The 22,081-nt window shown below is 61.8% G+C and carries 17 protein-coding genes; 14 read left to right on the top strand and 3 right to left on the bottom strand.

The window, feature by feature from the left end; translation table 11 throughout:
- Window positions 1-393 precede the first annotated feature (393 nt).
- The 6 genes from BGC09_RS10930 (at window position 394) to BGC09_RS10900 (ending at window position 7,699) form a co-directional block, all read left to right on the top strand.
- Window positions 394-1,098: a GlcG/HbpS family heme-binding protein gene (locus tag BGC09_RS10930; protein WP_069804041.1), complete on the top strand. Its 705-nt coding sequence runs from the start codon at window positions 394-396 to the stop codon at window positions 1,096-1,098.
- A complete protein-coding gene (locus BGC09_RS10925; RefSeq protein ID WP_069804040.1) occupies window positions 1,095-2,003 on the top strand; it encodes a hypothetical protein in 909 nt (302 codons plus the stop codon). The genes BGC09_RS10930 and BGC09_RS10925 overlap by 4 nt, the downstream gene beginning before the upstream one ends.
- A gap of 559 nt (window positions 2,004-2,562) precedes the next feature.
- Window positions 2,563-3,636, top strand: a complete 1,074-nt coding sequence (aroF, locus tag BGC09_RS10920; protein ID WP_069804039.1) for a 3-deoxy-7-phosphoheptulonate synthase — start codon at window positions 2,563-2,565, stop codon at window positions 3,634-3,636.
- A gap of 435 nt (window positions 3,637-4,071) precedes the next feature.
- A complete protein-coding gene (locus BGC09_RS10910; RefSeq protein ID WP_052890694.1) occupies window positions 4,072-4,653 on the top strand; it encodes an ANTAR domain-containing response regulator in 582 nt (193 codons plus the stop codon).
- Window positions 4,654-5,056: 403 nt separating this feature from the next.
- The gene (locus BGC09_RS10905) at window positions 5,057-6,118 is read left to right on the top strand and encodes a PSP1 domain-containing protein (protein WP_069804037.1); all 1,062 of its coding nucleotides are present in this window, start codon (window positions 5,057-5,059) and stop codon (window positions 6,116-6,118) included.
- A gap of 33 nt (window positions 6,119-6,151) precedes the next feature.
- A complete protein-coding gene (locus BGC09_RS10900; RefSeq protein ID WP_084658414.1) occupies window positions 6,152-7,699 on the top strand; it encodes an SPFH domain-containing protein in 1,548 nt (515 codons plus the stop codon).
- A 208-nt stretch (window positions 7,700-7,907) separates the two neighbouring features.
- Here BGC09_RS10900 and BGC09_RS10895 read toward each other — a convergent pair whose 3' ends face one another.
- Both BGC09_RS10895 and BGC09_RS10890 read right to left on the bottom strand, forming a co-directional pair.
- Complete coding sequence (locus BGC09_RS10895; RefSeq protein ID WP_069804035.1) at window positions 7,908-8,843, bottom strand: DUF6612 family protein; 936 nt, start codon at window positions 8,841-8,843, stop codon at window positions 7,908-7,910.
- A 280-nt stretch (window positions 8,844-9,123) separates the two neighbouring features.
- Window positions 9,124-9,945, bottom strand: a complete 822-nt coding sequence (locus BGC09_RS10890; RefSeq protein WP_141727744.1) for a LolA-like protein — start codon at window positions 9,943-9,945, stop codon at window positions 9,124-9,126.
- Window positions 9,946-10,462: 517 nt separating this feature from the next.
- Between BGC09_RS10890 and BGC09_RS10885 the strand changes: the two genes are divergently transcribed.
- The 7 genes from BGC09_RS10885 (at window position 10,463) to BGC09_RS10855 (ending at window position 18,714) form a co-directional block, all read left to right on the top strand.
- Complete coding sequence (locus tag BGC09_RS10885) at window positions 10,463-13,585, top strand: AAA family ATPase (protein WP_069804033.1); 3,123 nt, start codon at window positions 10,463-10,465, stop codon at window positions 13,583-13,585.
- The gene (locus BGC09_RS10880; protein WP_069804032.1) at window positions 13,575-14,846 is read left to right on the top strand and encodes a DNA double-strand break repair nuclease NurA; all 1,272 of its coding nucleotides are present in this window, start codon (window positions 13,575-13,577) and stop codon (window positions 14,844-14,846) included. The genes BGC09_RS10885 and BGC09_RS10880 overlap by 11 nt, the downstream gene beginning before the upstream one ends.
- Before the next feature lie 212 nt (window positions 14,847-15,058).
- Entirely contained in the window at window positions 15,059-15,808 is a 750-nt protein-coding gene (locus BGC09_RS10875) for a CpXC domain-containing protein (protein WP_069804031.1), read from the top strand.
- A 9-nt stretch (window positions 15,809-15,817) separates the two neighbouring features.
- Window positions 15,818-16,303, top strand: coding sequence for a molybdopterin adenylyltransferase (mog, locus tag BGC09_RS10870; RefSeq protein WP_069804030.1), 486 nt, complete (start codon window positions 15,818-15,820; stop codon window positions 16,301-16,303).
- Window positions 16,304-16,538: 235 nt separating this feature from the next.
- Window positions 16,539-17,474 carry a WD40 repeat domain-containing protein gene (locus tag BGC09_RS10865; RefSeq protein WP_069804029.1) on the top strand — a complete coding sequence of 312 codons (936 nt, stop codon included), beginning with the start codon at window positions 16,539-16,541 and terminating at the stop codon, window positions 17,472-17,474.
- Window positions 17,475-17,540: 66 nt separating this feature from the next.
- Entirely contained in the window at window positions 17,541-17,852 is a 312-nt protein-coding gene (locus BGC09_RS10860; protein ID WP_141727743.1) for a hypothetical protein, read from the top strand.
- A gap of 55 nt (window positions 17,853-17,907) precedes the next feature.
- Window positions 17,908-18,714, top strand: a complete 807-nt coding sequence (locus tag BGC09_RS10855) for a class I SAM-dependent methyltransferase (protein ID WP_069804027.1) — start codon at window positions 17,908-17,910, stop codon at window positions 18,712-18,714.
- Between the two features lie 173 nt (window positions 18,715-18,887).
- On the opposite strand, the gene BGC09_RS10850 is transcribed toward BGC09_RS10855, so the two are convergent.
- The gene (locus BGC09_RS10850; protein WP_069804026.1) at window positions 18,888-19,991 is read right to left on the bottom strand and encodes an aminopeptidase; all 1,104 of its coding nucleotides are present in this window, start codon (window positions 19,989-19,991) and stop codon (window positions 18,888-18,890) included.
- 417 nt (window positions 19,992-20,408) lie between these two features.
- Between BGC09_RS10850 and BGC09_RS10845 the strand changes: the two genes are divergently transcribed.
- Window positions 20,409-22,076, top strand: a complete 1,668-nt coding sequence (locus BGC09_RS10845) for a cytochrome c biogenesis ResB family protein (RefSeq protein WP_069804025.1) — start codon at window positions 20,409-20,411, stop codon at window positions 22,074-22,076.
- The last annotated feature ends 5 nt before the right edge of the window (window positions 22,077-22,081 follow it).

The following is a 22,081-nucleotide window of genomic DNA, read 5'->3' as shown; positions in this document are numbered from 1 at the left end:
GTATCGCCGAGAGCACCCTGTTCAATGGGCCAGGTGAAATCAGGTACCTGAAGGCCCAAGTGCATGCCAGCTGCTATCTCCGTAGGCAGATAAAACTAAGGGACAAACTTGCTTTAGTATAGCAACTATAGCAAGACTGGTCAAGGCGCTGTCCGGCGCCTTGAGCCAGAGAGCGACGCCGGAGAAAGTATGTGGCGCGGCAAAGGAGCCGTAAATTTCTATCTATTGCGCCGTCTAAACGAGTGCGATACAATGAACGCAATGCAATGGACACTGGGGATGGTCCCGGCTGAAGCAGCAGAATAGGCACCAGAGGATATACTGGAAGCGGGGGCTGCTGGCGAGCGAAGAGAGCCGGCCTGCTGGTGTCAAGGAGGAGCAAACCGCGTGAGCATGTCAGTTGAGATTGCGCGCCGAATCGCAGAAGCATGCAAGCAGCGCGCCAGAGAATTACGCAGTCCTGTCAGCATCGCCATAGTCGATGCTGGTGGGCATCTCGTTTTGTTTGAGCGCATGATGGCTCCGTATGGCTGGGCCACGGCCAACATCAGCATTGCCAAGGCCACCACGGCAGTGATGTTCAACCAGCCGACGGATGCTGTAGCGCAGTGGGGGTCGGCCATTCCGGGTTTTGCCTCCAGCCTGGCGGAGATGACCCAGGGGCGCTTTATCATGGCAGCGGGTGGCTGGCCGATTCGCCTTGGCGGGGCCACCATAGGGGGCATAGGGATCAGCGGAGGCAATGCGCCAGGGCGCGATGACGAAATTGCACGTGCCGGTCTGGCGGCCCTGGAAGCCCTGGCTCCTGCGTTCACGCCGCAGCCGCAGCCTCCATTCCAGCCAGCCGGGTCCCCTCCCCCGGCTCAAGCATTCCTGCAGCCTTCCCTGGCCTATCCTGCTAGCGCACCCAGCTCGACCAATGCCCTGCAGGAGCTGGCGGGAGCGGCCAATGCTGCCGACTACGCGCTCCAAGAGCAGCCTGCTACCCCGCGGGCAGCCAACGAGAGCGAGCCGAGTGGGCAGCGCAGCGAGCAGATTCCCCAGAGCGATGAGGCAAATGCAACCTTGCGGAAACACCTTGCGGGAGGTCCCTCATGACCCGTGATGCCGACCAGCGCCCGGCTAATCCGCGGCGGCAGCGTCCGCTGCTGGTGGTCTCCAGTAGCTCCAGTACTGCCGCTGAGCAACGATCTGACCAACGAGCCGAAGGAGGGACACAACAGGTCTCTGCCCGGGCGGAGGAGCAGGCTTCTTCTGCCTCGGCCAGAGCAGGCAGCGCGGCTAAAGCGGCCAGCGCCCGTCGCCAGCCCGGCTTTTTCGCCTCAGTCACGCAAACCGCTGACGGGCAAGGACAGGCGGAGCAGCCCCAGCGATCGCCAGCTGATGCAGGTAAAATGCGCCTCTGGCGAGCTTTGCGTCTGTACCGGGGAGCGAGCTCCGAAGGCGACTCTGGCAGCGCAGAACGTGCCAGCAAGAAGGCTGGCGAGGCAGCAACTAAGGGGCAGCAGCAGAAGGTCGTTCGGAATATGACAAAGACTCAGGCTTCGTCGACGACGGCCAGAAGCAGCGGGCAGGCAGCAGGGGGTTCGGCTGATCAGGCAAGCCGTCCCCTCCTGAAATCGCGTCACTTTCTGGGCCTGTTCATCTACGTCTTTGCTGCCACCTTGCTGCAGATACCGCTGGCTTATCTCTCGCCGGTCTTACATCTCAACGAAGTACTGTTCCAGTTCTCAATCGGAAACTTCCCAGTAGTCATTACTCATGCACTTGTAATTTATCTGGTCTTGCTTGTTGGTCTACTGCTTGTTTTGAACCGCTTCGATCTGTTCCCCTCCTTTGGCCGGACAGCCGAGGAGCGCCGAAGGGGCGCGTCTCAGGGGAGCAGCAGCCGTAGCAAGGCCAGCGCTGGGAAGAAGGAGGCTGGCAAGGGCGAGCATGATCACCTCTACGAGGACTATCGTGATCTGCGACGCTACCTGCGGCGACGAGCGCGCAAGCGCTAGTCTTCGACCTGTCGTAGAGAGAGGCCGTTGAGCGCTGGCCTGGTTGGACCTTTGGGCACTGGCCTTGACAGCAGGGCTAATTGTGCCTATACTTCTCCTACAGAAGACTATGCGAGCGGCGGCGGCGATCCGCCCTCAGCCTGATTCTCAGGAAGTGGCGAGAGAGTGCGCCACGAAGAGTAGCTCTGCACGGCACGTGGGCGTGTCGAGAGACGCGCAGCGTGGCAGCAAAGTAACAAGAAGCAGGATAGACGATCTGATGCTCAGCAAGCCCTGGCAACCACAACTGCACCTTCAGCAGTCTGCAGAGGCGCGCTTCTGGCAGAGCCAGCGCGCTGTGGTTGCCTGCGCTTTTTATTACTACTTTTACTTTAGCCCTCCAGCATGCTGGTGGGCCGCTTCAGGTTGAGCTGAGCAGAACCACCTAATCCGTGCAGATCCCCAGCATGCTGGAGTAAGCAGAGGCGAAAAACCTCTGCTTTTTTATTTCCCTGGAATCTTGCCCTGTCTGTCTAGGAGCATGCAGTCAGGAGTTCAGGAGAAAGGAACTGACAGCCGTATGATCATCGTCATTGAAGCACAGGCCACCCAGGAAGAACGCGCCGCCTTATTGGCGCTTGTAGAGCAGGTTGCTGGTCAACGGCGGCCTATGGCCACCACCTGTATTGGAGAGAGCGAGGTCATTGCCATCGACCACGCCGTCCTCGACACCCAGGCCCTGGAAACGATCCGTTGCCAACCCGCTGTCGCCCAGATCCTTACCCCCACTACTCCCTACCAGCTCGTCAGCCGACACTTCAAACCCAGTCCCAGCCGCATCGTCGTAGGAGATGCCCGTCACTGTGATCCCGTCATCATTGGTGGGGAGCGGGCCAGACCTGTCATCATGGCCGGACCCTGCGCCATCGAGAGCCGCGAGCAGCTGCTAGAGACTGCGCGGGCTGTCAAAGAAGCGGGGGCGACGGTCCTACGCGGTGGGGCCTTCAAACCGCGCACCTCGCCCTACCAGTTCCAGGGACTGGGCATTGAGGGCCTGCGGCTGCTGGCCGAGGCGCGTCAGGAGACAGGTCTGCCAGTGATTACTGAGGTCATGGAGCCGGAGATGGTGGAGATCGTGGCGGACTATGCCGACATCCTGCAGATCGGGGCGCGCAACATGCAGAATTTCCCCTTGTTGCAGGCTGTGGGCCGACGAGGACGGGGCAAACCGGTGATGCTCAAGCGGGGCCTCTCCGCCACCATCGACGAATGGCTGCTTGCCGCGGAATACATTGTAGCTGCTGGCAACCCCAACGTCATCCTTTGCGAGCGTGGTGTACGTAGCTTTGACCCGCAGACCCGCAACCTGCTCGACCTTGCCTGTGTACCGTTGCTGCATGAGCTGACTCACCTGCCGGTGATCGTCGATCCCAGTCATGCCACCGGGCGGCGCGAACTGGTTCCCACTATGGCCCGGGCGGGCATCGCTGCTGGGGCCGAGGGCCTGATCCTGGAGGTCCATCCCGATCCGAACAGTGCCCTTTGTGACGGTCGCCAGTCCATCACACCGGCTGAGCTGCGCACCATTGTCCACGAGGCCCGTCTGATGGTCCAGATCATGCAGGACGCCGATAGACTGTCACAGGTTGCCTGACAGGTGGCCTGCCACCACCTCCACTGGCGACGTCGCCGGCGTAAGTAAGGAGGGCGAAAGGAGCGGTGCCGTCTTGCAGGGCGGCCTGCGGCAGGAGAAGCAGAGGGTGCGATGAGGCGCCCTTTTTTGGTGGGCCCGAGCCAGTGCCTGACAGACAGGGGCAGTGGGTGAGCAGATGCTGAAGAAGAGACAGATCCAGGCCAACGAGCGGGCGAGGGGGAACGGCTCTCGGCAAGACCGTGAGTGCAAAGAACTGGCAGAAAACTCTATCTCGACTCTCATCAAACACCTGTGGTATACTCTTGATACAAGCCAGAGAGTACAGAGCGAAGACCGGGGGACGGTCGTTGCGTCTGTGCTAGCGGCCAGGTCGAATATGTCGTTTGTGAAGTTGCAAGTCTGGTTTGTTTGAAGTCATACGGACAGGATACGAGCATGCCAACACGTGTGATCATTGCCGATGATGAACCCATTCAACGCATGGACCTGAAGGATGTCCTCACCAAGCAGGGCTACCTGGTCATTGGTGAGGCTGGTGACGGGCAGAGCGCTGTGAACCTGGCTCGCGAATTGCGCCCAGACCTGGTGATCATGGATATTCGCATGCCCGATATGGACGGCATTGCTGCCGCCGAGATTCTGACGCAGGAACGCATCGCGCCGGTGCTGCTGCTGACCGCCTTTGGCGATCAACCGCTGGTCGAGCGTGCGAAGCAGGCTGGTGTCGTGAATTATATTGTGAAGCCACTGCGCGAGAGCGAGGTGACCCCGGCCATCGAGGTGGCACTTGCTCGCTACAACGAGTTCCGTGCGATGGAGGGGAAGGCAAAGGAGCTGAGCGAGCAGCTGGAGACGCGCAAGGTGGTGGAGCGGGCGAAGGGGCTGCTGATGCAGCGCTATGGCCTGAGCGAGCAGGAGGCTTTCCGCAAGATCCAGAAGGCCAGCATGAACAATCGCAAGTCAATGCGCGAGGTGGCGGAGGCCATCCTGCTGACGAACGAAATCAACGAGATGTAGTAGCCTGGCCTGTCGGTCGGGCTATTGGTTGGCTGGCTGGCCCGATGCGTCAGCTGGTGCCGCTCGCGCTGGCGGCGGCAGCCGGGGCTGGGCTTTGCGCTCTCTCCAGGCGGCAGCGAGCGAGCGAGCTGGCTGGCTGACAGAAGAAGCATGAGAGCAGAGCGAACAGAGAAGGCTCTAGTCGGGGGCGGCACTGCCGCCGTCCCCCTCCCCTCTGGGTTGTCCTCGTTGGGCGTCCCGTAAGGTCGCGTCGGCTTAGGGGGAGCCAGCTGTCTGTCCCGTCCACCTCCTCCCTCGGGGGCCAGGGCGCCGGGCGAGGCGTGTCAGCAAGGCGAGAGCGAGAGGGAGAGAAGCAGAAGCAGCCGAGACGAAGGAAAAAGAAGAAGGGCAGCAGACGGGAGCGATGCAGCCGACAGTTTCTGCTACTGAGAACGTTGTGACGGTTGTTGGTATCCGGTTCCGTCCCGCCGGGCGCATTTATTATTTTGATCCCCAGGGACAGACCTATCGCACAGGTCAGTATGTGATCGTCGAGACAGTGCGTGGGGTGGAGGCGGGCCGCGTAGTGATCCCCGCAAAAAAGGTGGCAGAAAGCGAGCTGAGCGACCCCCTGAAACCTGTGCTCCGCCTGGCAACCGAGGAAGAGCTGCGCATGATGCTCTCCTATAAAAGTAAGGAGAAGGAGGCGCTGGTCCGCTGTGCGCAGCGTATTGCTCAGCACAAGCTTCCTATGAAATTGGTGGAGGCGGAGTATACTTTTGATGGGAGCCGTTTGACGTTCTATTTCACCTCGGATGAGCGCGTCGACTTTCGGGCCCTGGTGCGCGATCTGGCGGCTACCTTTCGCACCCGCATCGAGCTGCGTCAGATCGGGGCTCGCGATCAGGCCAAGCTTCAGGGCGGTGTTGGTCCCTGCGGCAAGACGCTCTGCTGCAGCTCCTGGATCACTGATTTCGGCATCATCTCCATCAAGATGGCTAAGGAGCAGGGGCTGCCCCTCAATCCTGCCAAGATTTCGGGAGTCTGTGGCCGGTTGCTCTGTTGCCTGTCATACGAGAATGAGAACTATATTCAGGCCAAGAAGCGTATGCCGCAGATCGGGACGATCCTGGAGACGCCCAGTGGACCCGGCAAGGTGGTTTCGATCAATGTGCCCAAGGAAACGGTCGAGGTCATGCTGGAGAGCGGGGCGACGATCCAGGTTCCTGTCCCCCAGCAGCAAGAGCCAGGCCCTGGCCCAGGTTCAGGGCGTGCCTCATCCGCAGGTGGCGGTTGTTGCCAGACCTGCCGACTCAATCCTCATCGTCAGGAGGAGCCTGCGGCTTTCAGCGCTGGTGGCAGCTGTAGCTGCGGTAGCTCGGGCTCGGGCGCTGGCCCTTGTCCGCGCTGCGGCTCCCAGGGCGGCTGCAGGTCGGGCTGCAGCACCGGCGGCAATACAACTAGTAATCAGCAACGGGCGGATTAACTTCTTCAGGTGCTGAGAGAGGGAGGCGCGTCTATGTCTTCACAATGGATGGACCCGGGCCAGGCTGATGATCTCGTGACCAGCGCGGTCTGGACTGCCCCGGCCCAGGAGCCGCAGGCGGCTTCCGCCGCCCGCCCGGGCCCACATGCCCCTGATGCCTCACCATCCGTTTCCCCTCTGCCTGAGACAGAGGCAGATACCGAAGGACTGGCCGATGATGGCTATCCTTCCTCACGCATTGAAACGCTGTGGCTGACGTTCAAGCAGTTTTCTCCGCTGTTCCTTCCACTGCTATTTGGCTCTGTGACTTTCCTGCTCCTGGTGCCGGCAGCTCTTCATGGGAAGGCGTACCTGTCCCATGCTGGCCTCTTGCCGGCGGCTCTGATCCTGCTGGCGATCGCGATTCTGCACGGCGTCATGTTGTATTATGCCGCCGATAACGTGGTGCTATGGTCGCTGGCGCTGGCTTGCGGCGTGGGGTTATTCCTCGTGGCTGGCTCCTTTGCGCTCTTCGGTCCCTTAGTCAGTCTGATCCTCTTGGTGCTGATGGTCATAGGCGGGGTCCTCCTGCTGCGCTATCTGCTCCATCCCGTCCCCGAGGGCTATGTCGACCTGGTTTTCGCCTTTGGGCAGTATCGGCGCACCCTCTTCCCGGGGCCGAATGTGCTCCTGCCCTGGGAGCGGGTGGCTCAGCGCCTGAATACGCGGCGCACGCAGTGGACCTGCCCGCCCCAGGTGGTCCATCTGACCCCCGAGGAGGATGTCTATCTCTCAGCGACGGTCTGCTATCAGCTGTTGCCGGAAGATGCCCATCTGGCGGTGACCGAGGTCAACGATTGGGAGGCCAGCCTCCAGCAGCTCTTGCTGACAACAATCCAGGCGGTGGCTTCGACCTTCAGCGTGGGCTATTTCCTGGCGCGTCGCTCGCCGGTCTACGGAGCCTCCTCTTATGAGGAAGGGGCTACGAGCTGGGAGGTGATCAACAGCGAGCTGGCGGAGCGTATGCAAGATCAGGTGGCGATCTGGGGCGTCCAGGTCCATTGGGTCCATATTCATGATGTGGCGGTGGTGCCCCGTGGTTCGCTGCCACCCGATACGGATGCGATGGAGGCAGTGCAGGCCAGTGCTGGAACGGTCAACGGGACTGACGGTGCAAGGGGCGCGAGTCCGGCGGCTGCTGGAGCCGGCGCTGGCCAGAGCCTGGCGGCTACGGCTCGCGCGGCTGATCCTTCCCCCGGCCCCGCCCTGGGGAAGGCCTCTGCCGGGGCCTCTGAGTCAGGAAAGGCTGCCGCTGCTCCGTCCTCTCCCAGGACGTTGAAAGAGGAGATCCTGGTCAGCACGTACAATGCGGTGCGGGAGGGACGCATTACTGATCCAGAGACGATTGCTTCGTTCGCGGCGCGCTTCGAGGCGGTGGCCAACGATCCTGAGCTGAGCCGTCTGGTCAGTTTCGATGCCGCGCGGGCCGCCCGCGCGCTGCGTCAGCGGGCCGAGCTGATTCGCGAGCAGCAGCAGCGGATGCGGGCCTATGCCCCACAGTATGCCGATCAGACTGAGCTGGAGCGCCCAGGTCGTGATTAGCCTGGCTGACTCCGGCTGCCTTGGCGTATCGGAAAGAAACGCCATCTGAGAAAGGGAGAGCGAGGACATGACCGATCGACCGATCTCGGGTCCGGTCTGTCCTCGCTTTTTGGGTAGGGAACGAGCTGCCTTGGCTGCCTTGGCTGCCTTGCCTCGCTGCGCGCTTCAGCGGACGGAGGATGGCAGCTTGCCCATCCTGCCTTGCTTCTTACTGCTGGAAGATGGTCAGGGGGTTGTCAGTGGGCGTGGCGTTGGCCGGCGCGTTGATGCTGACGGGCTGGTTGAACTTGCTGTAGTCCACGGTGGCATTGGTCTGAATCGAGAAAACTCCGCTGAGGCCAGAGCTGCTGGTGGTCGGCGTGCCCTGCAGCAGCTTGTTCAGATCGAGGTCCATCTTCATGGTAAGCCCCAGTTCGTGGACGTAGAAGTTCTGTTCATCGATCCAGAGTTCTAACCCGGCCTGTTGCAGGGTCGTGGCCTGCTCAATCTGCTGCAGGTCGCTCTGGCTGAGGCCGCTGGGCAGCTGTTCAAAGGAGTTGAGCAGGTCCTTGAGGGCATCCTTGCCAAAGGTGACGCTGATGTGGCGCAGGTTCTGGCCGTGGAGGCTCTGATCACCGTGGTCGGTAAGCTGGGCCTTCTGCGCCAGGGTGAGCAGCCGACTGTACTGGTCGCTGTTGACTGCTCCCAGGAAGCTGCTCGTGCCGGTCAGGCTGCTTTGCTCCAGGACGTACCACTGTCCTTGCTTGTTCTGTATGTAGACCTTGCCATCTTTGATGACCTCGTTCAGCTGCTGGTTCGTGCCAAGGCCGGGTAGACTCACTTTGATCTGGGCTGAAGCCTCACCTGGAAAAGCCTCATCGCTGCTGCCTTGCATTGATAGGGCCAGGTTGTTGGGCGTGGTACTACTCTGGCTGGTTGGTGTCGCTGTTCCCTGACTATGCATCTGGAGATTGCTCATCAGTGAAAAGTCGAGATGCGCTGTCTTTAGATGCTGCATGGTCGTGATCGCTTTCTGCAGTACCTGTTGCGCAGTGAGCGTACTCTTGGTGTTGCCGCTGCTGGCGCTTCCGCAGGCACTGAGCAGCAGCGTCAGGCCGAGCAACGCGGCAAGGAGGGAACTGATCGATAGCCGGCGGGTAAGCATGGCAAGCTCCTTTCGTGTGGTGTTCTTGTTCTCCGCGAGAAGATAGACGTGCTGCCCTCTTCCTTATCAAATCTTCCCAATCAAAAGCAGCAAGCCGGTGATCTGGTTCCCGAGCTGCGAGCCTTGCCCTGCTGCAGCCGTAACGCTGTGGGCTGTACTGAAAGAGGCAACAAGAAGGCAAAGCCACGCGCAGCCTGCGAGCGGGGCCTCTTCATGGGCCGCCTGTCAGCTGCACGTGACCGTTTTTGCCTTCTGCACCCGGTGAAGGTGCAATTAGCCCTTAGCTCATTTCAAAGACGGTGCGGGGGTCGTCGGTCGGAATAGCGTTCGTCGGGGCGTTGATAGTCACAGGCTGGTTGAACTGGCTGAGGTCGGCTGTGCTGCTGAGATTCACCAGCAAGGTGGGAGGCAGCAGGCTGGTTGCCACGCCGGCGACTGGGGTCAGCAGGCCGCTGGTGTCGGCGTTCATGGCGAGCTTGAGCTGCACACGATGCAAGTAGAACTGCGTTTCGTCGATCCAGAGATCGAGTGTGGCCTGGAAGCTGCGCGTATGATCGACCAGGCTATTGAGATTTTGGCTTCCCAGCAGGTTGCTGAGCTGGGTGTTGCTCGTGAGCAGTTGACGCAGGCCCTCTCTGTCGAGAGTGGCGCTGATGTGACGCAGACTCTGGCCATTGAGGGTCTCGTCTCCGTGGTCCGCGATGCTGCTGTGCAGCGCCAGTGCCAGGAGGGAGTTGGTGTCTAACTTCCAGCCGGCCAGGAGGTTGCCGCCGGCTGTCTCCAGTCGAGAGGCGTCGATGACGTACCACTGGCCGCGCGGGTTCTGTAGGTAGACCTGGTGGCCGATGATGATCTCTGCCAGCCTGGTGCTCTGGTTGAGCGTTAGATGCAGGGCCTGCTTGCCATCGGCCAGAGATTGCTGCCCGTTGCCAGCGAGATTGAAGCTCAGGCTGACTGTGGGGGTGGCGCTGGCCGTGGCTGAGGGCGTAGCGGTTGCTGGTGCTGGCGTGCCATCGCTGACGATGGTGGCCGTCCCCTGAGTGGTGCCTTGCAGCGTGCCGTTGGCTGTGAGGTTAAAGGCGAAGCTCTTCAGCTTCTGCATGGCCTGGCTGCTCTTCTGCAAGACCTGACCGACAGGCAGCTGGCCGCCCTGCTGCACCGGCGTCAGGCTCACCTGGCAGGCGCTGAGAACCAGGGCCAGGCTTATTCCCAGGACCAGGAGACTCGCTATTCCTCTGCAAGCTCGCCTGCTCTTGTTGAAAAGAGATGGAAGGTGCCGCATGAAAGACTCCTCTGTCTATACTGTCCTGTTCTTCTTCTCTCGTCTTCCTTCCTCTGACACGCGGTAAGGTGATGCTGTGTTTCAGGCGCGGGCATGGTATAATGCGCCTGGGAGCTACCGCTTTCGGCCTCGCAGAGAAGAAACAACAATCATAGCCTTTTTCCTGAGCAGGGGTTTTGCGTCTTCTTTGGGCAGCCTTCGCCTCTCTCCGCTGTCCGCCAGTGCGGTGGGGTGAATGGCGCGCCTCGCCCCCCAGGGGGAGAGCAAGCGGGAAGATAGCTGCACATTCCCTGCTGGGAGAAGAGCAGAGAAGAGCAGAGCAGAAGGCTAGTGCGGCATGTTGATTACTCGTCTTGAGCTGGAGAATATCAAGAGCTATCGTCGCCTGGCCGTCGAGTTCCGGCGTGGGACGACGGCTATTCAGGGGGCTAATGGGGCTGGTAAGACCACGCTGGTCGAGGCCATAGGCTTTGCCCTCTTTGATGCCTTGCCCTATAAGCATAGTCAGTTTGTGCGCGAGGGCGAAAAATATGGCCTGATTCGCGTCCACCTGCTGGGCAACGACGAGCGACGCTATGTGGTCGAGCGCCGCTGTGGCGCCAGCGCCTACTGGCAGCTGTACGATTGCGAAGCCGACTATCACCTGGAGCAGCGCACCGATGTGCTCGATAAGCTACACGAGCTGTTCGGAATTGAGCGCGAGCGCCCCCTGCCGACGCTCTTTCAGGACGCCCTCGGCGTGCCGCAGGGCACCTTCACGGCGATCTTTCTGGAGGCGCCAGCCAAGCGCAAGAAGACCTTCGATGAGCTGCTGCAGATCGAGGACTATCGCCTCGCCTCCGATTATTTGCGCGAGGTCCAGAATTGCTATAAGGAGCAGATGCAGCAGCAACAGCAGGAGATTCAACGCCTCAACTTTGAGACGCGCGATCTGGGCCAGTGGCGGCAGGAGCGGGAGCAGGCCCGCCAGGAGGAGCAGCACCAGACTGAGCTGATCACCAATGGCACGCGCCGGTTAGAGGAGCTAGAGAACCACTATGCTCTCTTGCAGCGCCAGCGCGACGAGCTGCTGAACTTGCGCCACCGCTTCGAGCAGGCCCAATTGAGGCGCGAGGCCGCCCACCAGCGACTGCACCAGTGCGAGCGGGAGCTGGTCCTGGCTCGTCAGGCCCATGCCCAGGTCGAGGCCAATCGCGCCGCCTATCTGGCCTATCAGGAGGCAGAGGCCGCCCTGCAAGAGCTGCGCCAGGCCGAGCGCCAGCGGAATACCCTGCGCCAGCAACAGGCTGCTCTTCAGCGCCGCCAGGCGGGCCTGAGCGCCAACAAAGCCCATGTAGAGGCCGCTCTCAAGGAGATCGAGCGGGCTCGCCAGCGTGTGATCGAGCTATCGCCGCTGGCCGACCGTCAGCGCGAGCTGGAACGCCGACGCGAAGAGCTACGCCAGCAAGTCCAGCGCTATGATGAGCTGGTTGAGGAGGGGCGTAGCCTGCGCCGCCAACAAGAACAGCAACTGAAGCGATTGCAGGAACTGCAGCATCAGGTCCGCGAGATTGAGCCACTGCTGGAGCTGGCTGGCCAGCTTCCTGAGCGCATTGCCCTCCTGACCCGCCTGCAGGCCCGCCTCTCGGAGCGCAGCCAGAAGCAGCTTCAGCTGCAAGAGAAGCTGGAGATTTTGCACCAGAAGGAGGAGGAACGGACCAGAACCGCTGAGCGCCTGCGGAACCTGGAGGAGACCATCGCCGCGGTCGAGGCCCACCGCCAGGAGGTGGAGACCCTGCCCACTTTGCGCGAAGAGCAAGCCCAGCTGACGGCCCGGCGCTATCGTCTGGAGGGCAACATCGATGGCTATCGTGAGTCGTACAGCCGTTCGCGCGGTGGCCTCTGTCCTCTGCTTCATGAGCCATGCCTCAATATTCGCCAGAAGGGCCTGGCCAGCCTTGAATCCTATTTCGAGCAGCTCATTGCCAGTGACGAGGCCCAACTGGCCGACCTGCGCCAGCAACAGCAGGAGCTGGAGGAGCAGATCGCCAGGCTCAGTGTCTATGCTCAAGAATACGAGCGCCTGGGCCACTATCGGACCCAGCAGAGCGAATGTGCGGAGCGCCTGCGCCAACTGGCCGGTGAACTGTTGCGCTTACAGCGCGATGTCGATGATCTGCGCCAGGACCTGGATGAGCTGCAGAACCTTGCTCAAGAGATCGCTCAGGCTGAGCAGGCGCGGCGCGCCTGCGAGCTGGCTGATCAGCGCGTGCGGGCCTTGCCGGCCCTCCGGGCGAAGGTAGAACAGCTTGAAGAGCAGCTCAAGCAACTGGATGAACAGCTTGTAGAGCGTCGGCAGCAGGTCCAGCAGCTGCAAGGAGTCCGTGAGCGCCTCAAAGAGGTCGAGCTTCAACTGAGGGAGCTGGATGATCCGGCGGGCCAGATTCGCGGCCTTTTGACTACTATCGAGCGAGAGCCTGGCCTGCGCGAGCAACTCAGCGAGCTGCTCCAGCAAGAGGCCGGGCTGGAGCGAGAGCTACAGGAGCTGGCTGAGCATCTGGGGGCCTATCAGGACCTGGATGGGCGCCTGGCTGAGCAAGAGAGCCGGCGTCAGCAGGCTCAGGCCGGCTACCAGACCTATCTGGCTCACGAGCAAGGAGCGCGTCAGTTGCCGCAGCGTCAGCAAGCCTACGAGCGAGCCACCGTCGACTATCAGGGCGCAGAACAGGAACTGCAGCAGGCCGAGCGCAGCTATCGCCAGGCCCAGATCGCTTTTGATGAAGCCGCCTTCCAACGGACCGACGAAGAAATCAAAAAGCTGCGGGCCGACCTCAAGGGCTACACCACTGCTCTCCAGCATACGCGCAGTCGCATCGCGGAACTGGAGGCGCGCATTCGCCAGGCTGAAGCCCTGCTTGTCGCCCTGGAGGCCGCGCAGCAAGAATATCGGACTCTTGAAGATCTGAGCGGCATGACCGATCTCTTCCGCCAGCTGCTCAAAGAGGCCGCTCCGCAGATTCTGCGGGCCCGTCTGGCCGAGATCTCCGCCGAAGCCAATCGTATCTTTGGGGAGATCATGGGCGATCGCAGTGCGCAACTGAGCTGGCAGGACGACTATGAGATTGTCGTCCGCAGCCGCAGCGCCACGCGCACCTTTGCCCAGCTCAGCGGTGGCGAGCAGATGAGCGCCGCCCTGGCCGTACGCCTGGCACTCCTCAAAAAGCTCTCCAATCTGACCATCGCCTTCTTCGATGAACCAACGCAGAACATGGACAGCACTCGTCGCACCAATCTCGCCGAGCAGATCCGGCGCGTCCGCGGTTTTGACCAGCTCATCGTCATCAGCCATGACGATACCTTTGAGCAGGGACTGGACAGCCTGATCCGCCTGCGCAAAGAAAACGGCGAGACGCTCGTGGTCAGTGAAGAAGAGTGGCAGGCAGCCTTTGAGCGGGAGGAGGAACACGCCCATGCTCCATAGAGGGAAGCTACTAGCCGCCCTGGCCAGCAAACGGGACCAGTTCACGCTCTACAGTGGAACGTACAGCGATCAGCTGGGGGCCTATCGCCATGCTCTCGAGACCCTCTATCGGCGCTACCGCTCAAGCGCCCATCTAGAGCAGCACCTCCCGCCTGGCGGGGAGGGTCTGCCGCCGGCGGGAGCGCGCCCGACGATCGAGTTCGATCGCTGGCTCGTCACGGCTACTCAGGAGGACTATCACGGCCCCGTCTTTCGCTTTGCCGGGCGCTTCGCCAATCACGAACAGGCGCGGCAGTGGGCGGAGTGCATCGAAGGGATTACGACCCTGGCCGTTGATGGCAGCCAGCTTCAGCCCTGGCGCGATGCCTCGATCCCCGTGGCCCTGGTCCAGGTTGGCCTCTTTGTCAACCCCCACCAGCGCGGGCGCCCTTACGTCAAAGACGTGCGCCTCGAAGTGCTGACACCCGATGAAATCCTGGAGGAGGCCGCCAGCGAAAACGTTGATCCCAGCGGCTACCCCTACTCCGAACTGCAGGTCTCGCTGCGCCGCTTCCAGCTCGAGGTCGAGACCCTCTGCAGTCAGATGGAGCAGTTGGCCCGTCAGCGCCGGCCCGACGAACCGGTCCACAGTCCCGTAGTCTTCTTCGATGGCTCCCTGGTCGTCTCCTTTGCCCTGACAATGCCCAGCCCCTACCGCGAGCGCTACATCGCCGGGGCCGTTTCCCTGCTGCAGGCTTCGGAGCGTTTTCGCGTGCCTCTGATTGGCTACATCGACACCAGTTATGCGCGCGATATCATCACCATGCTCTTGCGCCTCGACGCCATGCAGCCTCAGCCCTTGCTGCGCGAGACCAAGCGCATTCACGACGCCTTGCTCTGGCAGGGGCGCCTGCGTTGGGGCGATCGCACCCCTGCCATGATCTGTGCCCGCGGCGACGTCCTTGACCACTACGGTCCCTACCGCGAGCGCATCGCCTTTTGCTATCTACAGGCCGTTAGTCAGCGCCCGCCAGCCCGCCTTGAGTTCCCGCGCTGGATCGTCGACGAGGGCCTGCTTGATCCCATCATTGATGTCGTGCGAGCCGAAATCATCGCCGGAGGTCAGGGCTATCCCTATGCCATCGAAACTGCCGATGCCGTCGCCGTCATCACCCTCCAGGATCGCAGCGAGTTCTATGCCCACTTCCAGCAATTCATCGAGAGCCAGGGCTTGAGCTTCACCTTCTCCTCCAAGGCCCTCAGCAAAAGCCGCCGGCGCTGAGGTGACGCCGGGCTGAGTGGGCGCTCGCGAGCGACCGTTTGCCATTCGTCAGAGGAGCAGCGAGAGCTGGTGTGGTGACGAGTCTCTTACGTGTTTGCCCTGGCCCCCTGGGCTGGCCTCGATGTCGATGTCGATGTGATATGATAGAGATGTTTCGTGCTCGTGTGGTTCATTTCGCTGGAGAGGATGTCATTTTCGAAGCGCTATCATCTATGTCGCAATTAGCATCGCGGACAGCCAGCTACAAGCTGATCTGTCGCTGTGGACATGGCTTTGAATGCCAGGTCTATGAATATGTCAACGTCGCGCGTGACCCCCAGCTGCGCTATGCCGTCCTGGCGGGTCGCCTCAACGTAGTCACCTGCCCCTCGTGTGGGCGACGGGCTTTAGCGCGGCGACCGTTTATCTACTCCGATCCGCCCAACCGTCTACTGGCCTATGTCCATCCTCGCGACAACGTGCCCCCAGAAGGGCGCGAGCTGATCGAGGCCAGATTGCGCGACGTCTATGAGCGCGTGGCTCAGCGGCAGCGGGAGGAGCTGGAAGAGGCCCCGGCCTCGCTGGCAGGACCGGAAGCGGAGACCAGGCAGAACGCAGACGAGGTCGAGGCGTCTGAGACACCAGGCGAGGGAGAGATGGCTGCTTCTCTTGCGGCTGCTGCCGCTGTGCGGGGCGCGGGCGAGGAGATCCCCCCTTTGCAGGTCGTCTTTGGCCTGGATCAGCTGGCCCTCCTTATCAATGCCGGCCTGAGCCAGGATGAGCGGCTCGGCAAGATCGCCCTGCGTACACAAAGTCGCAGCATCGCTCAGCGCGGTCAGATGTTCGACATCGCCCGGCGTCTGGCGCGTGAGATGCAGTGCATTGTTGAAGAAGAAGAGCAGGGAGAAACCTACACAGTTTGGCTCTATGGGCCACGTCGGCAGATCGGCGCTATTATGCGCGCCTTAGCCCCCAGGGGGTGAAGAGGTACGATGATTACGGTTGGCGTGCTGACCATCAGTGACGGCGCCGCCCGTGGGACACGCCAGGATACGAGTGGCGAAACCATTCGTTCTCTCGTGGCCCGGCTACCCGAGGCTGTGGTGAGCGCCGCCGCTATTGTCCCCGATGAGCGGGACCAGATCGAGGCCGTGCTGCGCTCCTGGTGCGACGAGCAACGGCTGAACCTGATCTTGACGACCGGCGGCACCGGCCTGGCTCCTCGCGATGTCACGCCCGAGGCAACAAAGGCTGTCATCGAGCGTGAGGCCCCGGGCCTGGCCGAGGCCATGCGTGCCGCCAGCCTGCACCAGACGCCTTTCGGCATGCTCTCGCGCGGGATCGCCGGTACGCGCGGGCAGACACTCATTGTGAACCTGCCGGGCAGCCCCAAGGCCGTCAAAGAATGCCTGGAGACGATCCTGCCTGTGCTGCCGCATGCGATCAACCTCCTGACCGGCGGCCCTAGTGAACACTAGCCCCGGCCAGGAGGTGCCTGCTCTCCTGGGCGGCAGGCACCTCCTGGCCGGAAATCCAACCGCCGCCCATCACTAACGACCGGGCCAAGAAAAGGCGCTGCCGTCGTGATGGGCAGCCCTCCCTTCCTCCCAACCCTTCCAGGCGCTCGCCCTCGGAGAGTCTGTACGTCCCGGCAGGATGGAAGAGACCGCAGCTCTGCCTCACCAGGAAACAGGAGAGAGAGGTCGGTCAGACATGCGCACAAAAAGAGCCAGATACTGCCCCGGTCACAGCGATGCGATCTTTGCCCTGGCCTGGTCGCCAGATGGCCAGCTTCTTGCCTCGGGCGGACGCGACAGGACCGTACGCCTCTGGCAGTCTTCCGCTGAGGGTGCTCTTGAACCCCTCGCCGTCTACACAGGTCACGAGCAGTGCATTCTCTCCCTGGCCTGGTCTCCCGATGGCCGTCTACTCGCCTCGGGCGACACCGCGGGAGCTGTCCATCTGTGGGAAGTCGCCTCGCCTCAGCGCTGCCGGCTCATCTATCATGGCCATCGGCGCTTCGTGCGCTCCCTGGCCTGGTCCCCCAATGGCGACTATCTCATCTCAGGCGGTGACTATGGAGACAGCAGCTTCCAGCTCTGGGAAAGCCGTAGCGGGCGCTGCCTCTTCACCGACCAGCAGCAGTACCGGCTCTTCGCCGTCGGCTGGTCACCCAGTGCGGAGCAGCTGCTCAGCGCCAGCTTTGACGGCTACGTAGACATCTGGACTGTCAACAACAGCGACCCCGCTGCTGCGCCCCAGGCTGAGCGTGGCCTGCGCTTCAGCGAGCATGGTCGGCCTGTCTACTGTGCCGCCTGGTCGCCAGATGGTCGGCTGATCGCCTCGGGCGGAGCCGACAGGCGGGTCCTGGTCTGGCGACCGCAGGCTCCTCAGCCACAGCTCATCACCACCTATCGTGGTCATAGCCGTCCCCTGAAAGCCCTGGCCTGGTCGCCGGATGGCCAGCTCCTGGCCTCCGCGGGCGACGACTGCTCGCTCCTGCTCTGGCAAGCCAGCACTGGCACAACCCTGCTCAGCTACAGCGGACACCAGCGTTGGATTCGCTGCCTCGCCTGGTCCCCCCAGGGTAGGCAAATTGCTTCTGCCAGTGATACACTGATACATATCATAGAGATAGATGTAGATTAGCTCAACAGTAGCAGCAACGGAACCTGAGTCACAGTCAGCTCCAAGACGAGCGTGCGAGAATCAGCGATGTCCAGCGAAGATAGCAGCGGAGAGCAGGGACGGATCATGCGGCGCCGCGAAAGCAACCTCGACCTCTTCCGTGAGGCCGAGGAGGTCAAAGAACTCAAGGACGGCTACGCCTTTCGCTTCAACGACACGCAAGAACAGCTCGCGGCCATTCTTGCGCTCATCAGCAGCGAGCGCGAGTGTGCTCCCCTGCTCACCTTTGAATTACAGTTTGCACCGCAGCGCGGGCCGCTCTGGCTGCGTATTCGCGGACCGGAGGGAGTCAAAGCCTACATCAAAGGCGGGCTGAGCGCCCCCCGGCACCTCACCTGAGCGTCGAGCGGTGCGCGCCGATCTGGTGTGCGTCACACAGGAAGGAGCGGGAACAATGGCGACCCGAGTCTACTCAGAAAAAAAAGGGCTGCTACAGACCAGCGACCGCCCTGATCCCGCCTGGTTGGAGGCGGTCACCACCCTCATCCCGCCCAGCGGCAAGCTTGTCCTCGATCTTGGCTGCGGCGATGGACTCTACTCCCAGGCTCTGGCCGAGCTGGGGGCTGCCTATGTCATCGGCCTCGACAGCGCTGAAGAGCAACTAGAGCGGGCGCGCCAGCGCTGCGCAAGCCAGCGCAACATCGAATTCCTGCGCGGCAACGCCCTGGCCACCGGCCTCCTGGCCGAGCGCTACGACATCGCCTTCATGCGCGCCCTGCTGCGCGACCTGCGTCCGACAGAGCTGCGCCCCTGCTTCATCGAAGCCTATCGCCTGCTCAAACCTGGTGGCTGCCTGCTCATCCAGGACCAGACCCCCGAAGATCTTCTGGAGCCAGGCAGCAAAACCCATATCTGGGGCTACCTCTTTGCCCGCTATCCGCGTCTCGTCGACCAGCGCGTCCTGGCGCGTTTCAAGCGCGAAGAAGTACGCCAGATCATGCAAGACGTGGGCTTTCGCGACGTTCAGCAGCGCACGCTCTGGGAAACGCGCGGCGCCTATCCCAACAGCGGCGCCCTGGCCGAAGAACTGATGAGCTACGTGCTGAATGCCCCCCTCTACGAAATGAGCGAAGAGGAGGTCAACGAATTGCTCGCCTACATCGCCTTTCTTGAAGAACACCTGGCCCAGCACGAGCAGAGCGGAGGCGAGATTATCGCTCAGGAGTGCTGGACCCTCTGGCACGGACGCAAAGCAGGATAAGCGAGAGAGGGAGGGAGGAAGAGAGCAGGCGAAAGCCAGACCCCCAGCTCATATCTCCACAGGCGAGCCAGGCCCAGCCAGAGAGCAAACGAGCAGCAACTCTATCGGTGAGGGAGGGCGGCGCGCTCTCTCCCTGGCTCGCCTCGAGAGGGCCACAGACCCGGCTCTCTTACTCAGATCAAAAAGCGCCCATGCTCATAGCAAAGCTGGCCATCGGCATAGACGCGGCCCTCGCGCAGGTCGTTCACCATATCCCAGTGGATCGTCGACCGGTTGCGCCCACCGCTCTCCGGCAGCGAAGCCCCGAGGGCCATATGCATCGTTCCCCCGATCTTCTCATCAAAGAGCGTATGGCGGGTAAAGCGCTGAATATTGTAATTCAAGCCGAAAGCCACCTCGCCGACTGTGCGGGCTCCGGGGTCAACATCCAGCATTGCCTCCAGAAAAGCCTGGTCAGAGCGGGCCGTTGCCTTCACCACGCGGCCCTCTTCGAACGTCAGACACACCCCATCGACCACATGGCCCTCATAGAAAGCCGGATAGCTAAAACAAATAGTGCCTGAGAGCGAATCCTCGATAGGGCCGGTAAAGACCTCGCCATCCGGGAAATTCTGCTTGCCGGCGCAATTAATCCAGCGGCGACCTCCCACGCGCAGCCGTAGATCGGTTCCGGGGGCCACAATATGCAGCTCATCGTGCTGCTCCAGAAAAGCCGCGATGCGCTGCTGCTCCTCATAAACGCGGCGCCAGGCCGCGATCGGATCAGGCGCATCCAGCATTCCTGCCGTAAAGACAAACTCCTCATAAGCGCTCAAAGACATCCCGGCATCCTGGGCATAAGCGTGTGTCGGAAACAGCGTACCGCACCAGCGGGCCTCGCCACTGGCCTCACGCTCTAGTCTCCGGCTCACCAATGCCTGGCGCGCCCGCTGATAGAGAGCCAGGCGCTGCGGGTCCACCGCGGCCAGGGCGCGCGTATTCTCTTCCCCCCAAACATAGAGGCGGGCCGTGTATTGCTCAACGCGCGAGCGTTCCAACTCCGAAACATAGGTGAGCTGCTCATCGCTGCCCTCGCGTAGCAGCAGCTCAGCTAATGCCGGCTGCAGCGTCTCCACTGCGATCACATGAGCGCCAGTGCGGATCGCCTCACGGAAAACCTCCTGTGTCAGGGGAAAGGCTGTAGTAGGGGCCTGAATCAGCAGTCGGTCGCCAGGCTTCAGCTCTAGCGAGTGATGGACGAGGACCTGGGCCAGCTTCCGAAGACGTTCATCAGCCATAAACACAACTCCTCTCTCTTCGACGTGGTAGAAATGATAGTGGCTCAAGCAACCAGACAGAGGCCCAAGGCGGGTGCAGTGGCTCCCGATGTCAGGCAGCTCTTCCTCAACAACAAAGAGGATAGACTGCCTGTGTCTGTGCCAGGCCCTTTGGCGCCTCTGCTTACGGAGACAAAGGCCAGGGGACACCATAGATGGCTGTCCAGAGGACCTCTTCCTCTCTCTTCGCGGCTGAGGGCGAGCGCCCTGCGGAAGGCGGACGCTTGTCAGAATGCCACCCTTGCTCTATCATACTACAAGAACCCGAGACGCAACCGGTGGCACTCGACCAACAAACAAGCAAGCAACTAAGCAACTGACCAGGCAAGAACCGTTCCATTTCAGCCAGCAGGCAGGAAGGAAAGACCATAGATTCTCATGGCGACACTGCTCAAGCAACCGCGGCGCGGCTCCGCGGCGCGGCGATCGCGGCCCGTGGCAAGCAAGAAACGGCCTGTCGCGCCCCGGCTCAGCCCTGGCCAGCGTCTCAAGAAGCGTCTGGCCTACGCGATACGGCACCCGCTTGATGCCCTCTGGGGCTGGCTCAGCTCGGTGCGCACAGCTATTTTTTTGATTGTCTCCATCATCATTGTCTGTATCCTGGGCATCTACTTCCCGCAGGCGCCGGGCGAAGTACTCAACGACCCGACGGCCTATCAGGCCTGGCTGCAGCAGAACGCCCTGCCGCAGTACGGCTCGCTAACGCCCATTTACGACTGGCTGCATTTCTTCACCATCTTCTCAAGCTGGTACTTTATGCTCCTGCTGGGCATACTGGCGCTCAGCATCGTCGTCTGCACCCTCAATCGGGCGCCGGCCATCTGGCAAAACTTTGCCCATCCGCTCATCCGGCGCAGCGACCGTTTTTATCAGAATGCCCTGGAGCGAGCCAGTTTCAGCCATCCTGATGCCATTACCTGGACCAGAGAGGCCCTGCGGCGTCGTGGCTATCGCGTCCGCAGCGAGAGCGACACCGTAAGCAACAGCGAAGTCACCTATCTCTACGCCAACAAGAACACCTGGGCCACCCTTTCCACCTTTGTCTTCCACGCCTCGCTCGTGGCCCTCTTACTGGCGGGCATGATCAGCCAATGGCACGGCTTTCCGCTCAACAGCCCGGCGCGGCGCATCCTGCCGGCTCCTATCATCAGCCTCAGCGACGCCCTGGCCGGCTTTAGCTTCGACCAGGCTCTCCCGACCGGTGAGAGCGCCGTCGTCTACCCGCGCGGCACGCCTCACAACATCAGCTTTCGCGTCAACCACTTCACCGCGCGCTTTGATCCGCAGACTGGCCAGCCCGTCGATTACGTCACCGACCTGAGCGTCTACCGCGACGGTGAGCTAGTGGCCCATAGCGACCACCTGCGCGTCAACGACCCGCTGACCTACAATGGCATCACCTTCCATCAATCCTCACTGGTCGCCTCGGCGGTCATCACCATCGCCGACGCCCAGGGCAACGTCCTCTATCACGATGCCGTCATTCTCGACAGCAGCAACACCCTGCCCTCGGGCAATGGTGTCGTCGACTATGCACGCGGCATCCCCATCGGTGGCACCAACTACACGATGGGTGTCTTCTTCATCCATGCCGAAGGACAGCATCTCTCCCAGATTGCCCATCCTGTGCTGCTCATCGCCATTGGCACGCCGGGCACCAGCAACAATGAAGACAAAGCCCTGCTGCGCCTCTCACCTGGCCAGAGCGGCAAAAGCGTCGATGGCCAGTGGACCATCAGGCTGGATGCCGCCAGCGATGCCACCGTCTTGCTAGTCACGCGCGACGCCGGGGCCCCGCTCATCTGGCCGATCGCCGTCGTCCTGGTGCTTAGCCTGTGTATCACCTTCTACTTCCCCCAGCGGCGCATCTGGCTGCGTATCCGCGGCGACCAGGTCGAAATGGCAGCCCTACGTGAACACTTCACCAACATCCGCACCGATCTCCTGAGCATTGCCCGCGAGGCCCGGGCCTCAGCAGCCTGCCAGGGGCGGAGTGAGGCAGTGCCTGAGGCCGCCAGCGCCTCGCCTGGCCCACCAGGCAAGTAGTAAAT

This window comes from Thermogemmatispora onikobensis (genome assembly GCF_001748285.1).
GTDB classification, from domain to species: Bacteria; Chloroflexota; Ktedonobacteria; order Ktedonobacterales; family Ktedonobacteraceae; genus Thermogemmatispora; species Thermogemmatispora onikobensis.
Note: the sequence above shows the minus strand (reverse complement) of the source record. Positions and strands in the feature narration are given on the sequence as shown.

Excerpts from the sequence above, each read along its gene's own strand:
- BGC09_RS10865 (WP_069804029.1), top strand. The coding sequence starts at position 16,539 with ATGCGCACAAAAAGAGCCAGATACTGCCCCGGTCACAGCGATGCGATC.
- aroF (WP_069804039.1), top strand. The coding sequence starts at position 2,563 with ATGATCATCGTCATTGAAGCACAGGCCACCCAGGAAGAACGCGCCGCC.
- BGC09_RS10845 (WP_069804025.1), top strand. The coding sequence starts at position 20,409 with ATGGCGACACTGCTCAAGCAACCGCGGCGCGGCTCCGCGGCGCGGCGA.
- BGC09_RS10895 (WP_069804035.1), bottom strand. The coding sequence starts at position 8,843 with ATGCTTACCCGCCGGCTATCGATCAGTTCCCTCCTTGCCGCGTTGCTC.
- BGC09_RS10875 (WP_069804031.1), top strand. The coding sequence starts at position 15,059 with ATGTCGCAATTAGCATCGCGGACAGCCAGCTACAAGCTGATCTGTCGC.
- BGC09_RS10855 (WP_069804027.1), top strand. The coding sequence starts at position 17,908 with ATGGCGACCCGAGTCTACTCAGAAAAAAAAGGGCTGCTACAGACCAGC.
- BGC09_RS10900 (WP_084658414.1), top strand. The coding sequence starts at position 6,152 with ATGTCTTCACAATGGATGGACCCGGGCCAGGCTGATGATCTCGTGACC.
- BGC09_RS10910 (WP_052890694.1), top strand. The coding sequence starts at position 4,072 with ATGCCAACACGTGTGATCATTGCCGATGATGAACCCATTCAACGCATG.
- BGC09_RS10880 (WP_069804032.1), top strand. The coding sequence starts at position 13,575 with ATGCTCCATAGAGGGAAGCTACTAGCCGCCCTGGCCAGCAAACGGGAC.
- BGC09_RS10930 (WP_069804041.1), top strand. The coding sequence starts at position 394 with ATGTCAGTTGAGATTGCGCGCCGAATCGCAGAAGCATGCAAGCAGCGC.
- BGC09_RS10860 (WP_141727743.1), top strand. The coding sequence starts at position 17,541 with ATGTCCAGCGAAGATAGCAGCGGAGAGCAGGGACGGATCATGCGGCGC.
- BGC09_RS10890 (WP_141727744.1), bottom strand. The coding sequence starts at position 9,945 with ATGCAGAAGCTGAAGAGCTTCGCCTTTAACCTCACAGCCAACGGCACG.
- BGC09_RS10885 (WP_069804033.1), top strand. The coding sequence starts at position 10,463 with ATGTTGATTACTCGTCTTGAGCTGGAGAATATCAAGAGCTATCGTCGC.
- BGC09_RS10925 (WP_069804040.1), top strand. The coding sequence starts at position 1,095 with ATGACCCGTGATGCCGACCAGCGCCCGGCTAATCCGCGGCGGCAGCGT.
- BGC09_RS10905 (WP_069804037.1), top strand. The coding sequence starts at position 5,057 with ATGCAGCCGACAGTTTCTGCTACTGAGAACGTTGTGACGGTTGTTGGT.
- mog (WP_069804030.1), top strand. The coding sequence starts at position 15,818 with ATGATTACGGTTGGCGTGCTGACCATCAGTGACGGCGCCGCCCGTGGG.
- BGC09_RS10850 (WP_069804026.1), bottom strand. The coding sequence starts at position 19,991 with ATGGCTGATGAACGTCTTCGGAAGCTGGCCCAGGTCCTCGTCCATCAC.